Annotated in this window: 1 protein-coding gene; it reads right to left on the reverse strand. The window is 63.9% G+C overall.

All coding sequences use genetic code 11. The features are described from left to right. Positions 1-4,613 (reverse strand): acyltransferase domain-containing protein (locus tag ACHQ4I_RS20345; RefSeq protein ID WP_476445398.1); only part of this gene is annotated, 4,613 nt, incomplete at both ends.

The raw sequence follows: 4,613 nt of genomic DNA on the forward strand, positions 1-4,613 counted from the left end.
CGCCGCCGTGTCCAGCCAAAACCGTTGCCGTTGGAATGCGTAGGTTGGTAGCGGTGTTCGTCGCGCACCCGTGCCGGCGAAGACTGTCGCCCAATCCACGGCCACACCACACACGTGTGCTCGACCCACTGCGGCCTTGAACCGATCCAGCCCGCCCTGGTCACGGACCAGCGTATGCACTGCCACTGCATCGGCACCGACCGCGTCGATGGTTTCCTGCACCCCGATCGTCAGCACCGGATGCGGACTCACCTCGACGAACACCGAATGTCCTGCCGACAACAACGCCGAGGTAGCCGATTCGAACTGCACCGTCTGCCGCAGATTCCGGTACCAGTACTGGCCATCCAACGCGGCGGTGTCGATCTGCTCGCCAGTCACCGTGGAATAGAACGGAATACGACTCGAGACAGCGCTGCACGACGACAGGGTCGCCGCGAGCTCGTCATGCAGCACTTCCACTTGCGCGGAATGCGACGCGTAATCCACCGCGATCCGGCTGGCCCGAATCCCTTCCGCCGAGCATTGACTCAGCAGTGTGTCCAACGCGTCGGAATCACCCGACACCACGACCGAGTCGGCCCCGTTGACAGCGGCAATCGACAAACGCCCGGCGAACTGATTCATCCGCTCGGTTGCCTGCTGATATGCCATGCCCAGCGACATCATCCCGCCGCGCCCTGCCAACCGCTGCAATGCTTTACTCCGCAATGCGACAATGCGAGCCGACTCCCGCAGCGACAACGCACCGGCTACATAGGCGGCCGCGATCTCGCCCTGGGAATGACCGACCACGGCATCGGGCTGCACACCGTAGGAGCGCCACAGCTCGGCAAGGGACACCATTACCGCCCACAACAGCGGCTGCAGCACATCGACACGATCCAGCGCTGAACCGTCGTCATCGTCGTCTACACCGCGAACCACATCCAACAACGACCAGTCAACGAATTCGCTCAACGCCTGAGCGCACGCCTGCATCTGTTCGGCGAACACCGGCGAGGAATCCAGCAGTTCACGTCCCATCCCCAGCCACTGTGACCCCTGCCCCGGGAACACGAACACCGTCTTACCGTGCAACTCAGTGCCGGTCGCGACATTCGACGCCGGCCCACCTTCGGCGAGCGCAGCCAACCCCGCAAGCAACCGCTCCCGATCCCCACCAACAACTATCCCCCGGTGGGAAAACCGCGTCCGGGTCGTCGCCAACGACAACCCCACATCAGCCACATCCACGTCGGGGCGCTCGGCAAGGAACTCCCGCAACTTCCCCGCTTGAGCCCGCAAACCCGCCGCACTACGACCCGACAACAACCACGGCCCACCCCCCGAAACAGACTGCACCCCAACCCGATCAGGCCCCGACTCCACCCGAACCTGCTCCAACACCACATGAGCATTTGTGCCGCTGATTCCGAATGACGAGACGCCGGCCCGCCGCGGCCGATCCCCGGTCTCCGGCCAAGGGCGTGATCGGGTCAACAACTCAACCGCACCGTCAGACCAATCCACCTGTGAGGACGGCGCATCCACATGCAGCGTCTTCGGCAGCACCCCGCGCCGCAACGCTTCCACCATCTTGATGACGCCGGCCACACCCGCAGCGGCCTGGGTATGTCCGATGTTCGACTTTATCGATCCCAGCCACAACGGACGACCCGCCGGACGATCCTGTCCATAAGTCGCCAGCAGCGCATGGGCCTCGATCGGATCCCCCAAGCTGGTACCCGTACCGTGCGCTTCCACCGCATCCACGTCCGAGCCCGAAAGTCCGGCATTGGCCAACGCCTGCCGGATAACCCGCTGCTGGGAGGGGCCGTTCGGCGCCGTCAAACCATTCGAGGCGCCGTCCTGATTCACGGCCGAACTACGAAGCACCGCCAGTACTTCATGCCCCAATCGGCGGGCATCCGACAGTCGCTCCAACAACAGCAATCCGACGCCCTCGGACCATCCGGTGCCATCGGCGGCATCGGCGAACGACTTGCACCGCCCGTCCACTGCCAAGCCCCGCTGACGCGAAAACTCCACAAACATCCCAGGCGTCGACATCACTGTCACCCCGCCTGCCAAAGCCATCGAGCATTCACCTTGATACAGCGACTGTGCCGCAAGGTGCAGAGCTACCAACGACGACGAGCACGCCGTGTCTACTGTGATCGCCGGGCCCTCCAGCCCGAACACGTAAGCCACCCGGCCTGACGCGACGCTCAAGGTCGTCCCGGTCAGCAGGTAGCCTTCCGCTCCTTCCTCCGACCGATGCAAGCCCTCCCCGAACCATTGTGAGCTGCAGCCGACGAACACGCCGGTCCTGCTGCCGCGCAGCGTGTTTACGTCAACCCCGGCGTGCTCGAACACTTCCCATGCGGTTTCCAGCAACAATCGCTGCTGGGGATCCATGGTCAGCGCTTCGCGCGGACTGATCCCGAACAACCCCGCATCGAATTCGACTGCATCGTCAAGGAAGCCTCCCGCCCGCACATATGACTTCCCCACTGCATCCGGATCCGGATCGAACAAACCCGCCAGATCCCACCCTCGATCGACTGGAAAACCCGAAACCACATCTTTATCGGACACGACCAACTGCCACAGATCCTCGGGCGAACCCACCCCGCCGGGATAGCGGCACCCCATCGCCACGATCACCACCGGATCGTCAGCCGTGTCCAGCTTCGGCGACTCCGATGGCGATGGCGTTCGGACGTCCGGGAGCTCCCCGAGGATCTCGGTTTCCAAGCGCTCGGCGAGGGCACCTATGGTCGGATAGTCGAACACGAGCGTTGTCGGCAAACGCAAACCAGTCGCCGCGATCAGTTGATTCCGCAGCTCGGCCATGGCCAACGACTTGAACCCCAGCTCTCGAAGAGGTGTCATGTCGGGCACGTCGGTTCCAGCCCCGTCATCGAGCAATCCCGCCACATTGTCCGCGACCAGATCTCTCAACGCCGCTCGAACCTGGTTCCGAGGAAGCGCGACAAGACGCTCGATCAAAGAGGCCGGCGCCGCGGTTTCCTCGACGCTGGCGACCAGAGGTCCGTGCAGCTCACGCCGCCAATCCGACAAAGCAGACAACACCGCCCGAAGTGGCTGCTCCGGGTCGACTCCCAGTGTTGCCGCGACAGCCGCGACATCCGCGCGCTCCACCGCGTCCCAAAACTGCCGTTCGACTCCGCTCACCGCAGGCTGCTCGCCCGCCTGCACCGCCGCCGTGTCCAGCCAAAACCGTTGCCGTTGGAATGCGTAGGTTGGTAGCGGTGTTCGTCGCGCACCCGTGCCGGCGAAGACTGTCGCCCAATCCACGGCCACACCACACACGTGTGCTCGACCCACTGCGGCCTTGAACCGATCCAGCCCGCCCTGGTCACGGACCAGCGTATGCACTGCCACTGCATCGGCACCGACCGCGTCGATGGTTTCCTGCACCCCGATCGTCAGCACCGGATGCGGACTCACCTCGACGAACACCGAATGTCCTGCCGACAACAACGCCGAGGTAGCCGATTCGAACTGCACCGTCTGCCGCAGATTCCGGTACCAGTACTGGCCATCCAACGCGGCGGTGTCGATCTGCTCGCCAGTCACCGTGGAATAGAACGGAATACGACTCGAGACAGCGCTGCACGACGACAGGGTCGCCGCGAGCTCGTCATGCAGCACTTCCACTTGCGCGGAATGCGACGCGTAATCCACCGCGATCCGGCTGGCCCGAATCCCTTCCGCCGAGCATTGACTCAGCAGTGTGTCCAACGCGTCGGAATCACCCGACACCACGACCGAGTCGGCCCCGTTGACAGCGGCAATCGACAAACGCCCGGCGAACTGATTCATCCGCTCGGTTGCCTGCTGATATGCCATGCCCAGCGACATCATCCCGCCGCGCCCTGCCAACCGCTGCAATGCTTTACTCCGCAATGCGACAATGCGAGCCGACTCCCGCAGCGACAACGCACCGGCTACATAGGCGGCCGCGATCTCGCCCTGGGAATGACCGACCACGGCATCGGGCTGCACACCGTAGGAGCGCCACAGCTCGGCAAGGGACACCATTACCGCCCACAACAGCGGCTGCAGCACATCGACACGATCCAGCGCTGAACCGTCGTCATCGTCGTCTACACCGCGAACCACATCCAACAACGACCAGTCAACGAATTCGCTCAACGCCTGAGCGCACGCCTGCATCTGTTCGGCGAACACCGGCGAGGAATCCAGCAGTTCACGTCCCATCCCCAGCCACTGTGACCCCTGCCCCGGGAACACGAACACCGTCTTACCGTGCAACTCAGTGCCGGTCGCGACATTCGACGCCGGCCCACCTTCGGCGAGCGCAGCCAACCCCGCAAGCAACCGCTCCCGATCCCCACCAACAACTATCCCCCGGTGGGAAAACCGCGTCCGGGTCGTCGCCAACGACAACCCCACATCAGCCACATCCACGTCGGGGCGCTCGGCAAGGAACTCCCGCAACTTCCCCGCTTGAGCCCGCAAACCCGCCGCACTACGACCCGACAACAACCACGGCCCACCCCCCGAAACAGACTGCACCCCAACCCGATCAGGCCCCGACTCCACCCGAACCTGCTCCAACACCACATGAGCATTTGTGCCGC

The sequence above is a fragment of the Nocardia nepalensis genome, from assembly GCF_048910785.1.
Classification (GTDB): domain Bacteria; phylum Actinomycetota; class Actinomycetes; order Mycobacteriales; family Mycobacteriaceae; genus Nocardia; species Nocardia nepalensis.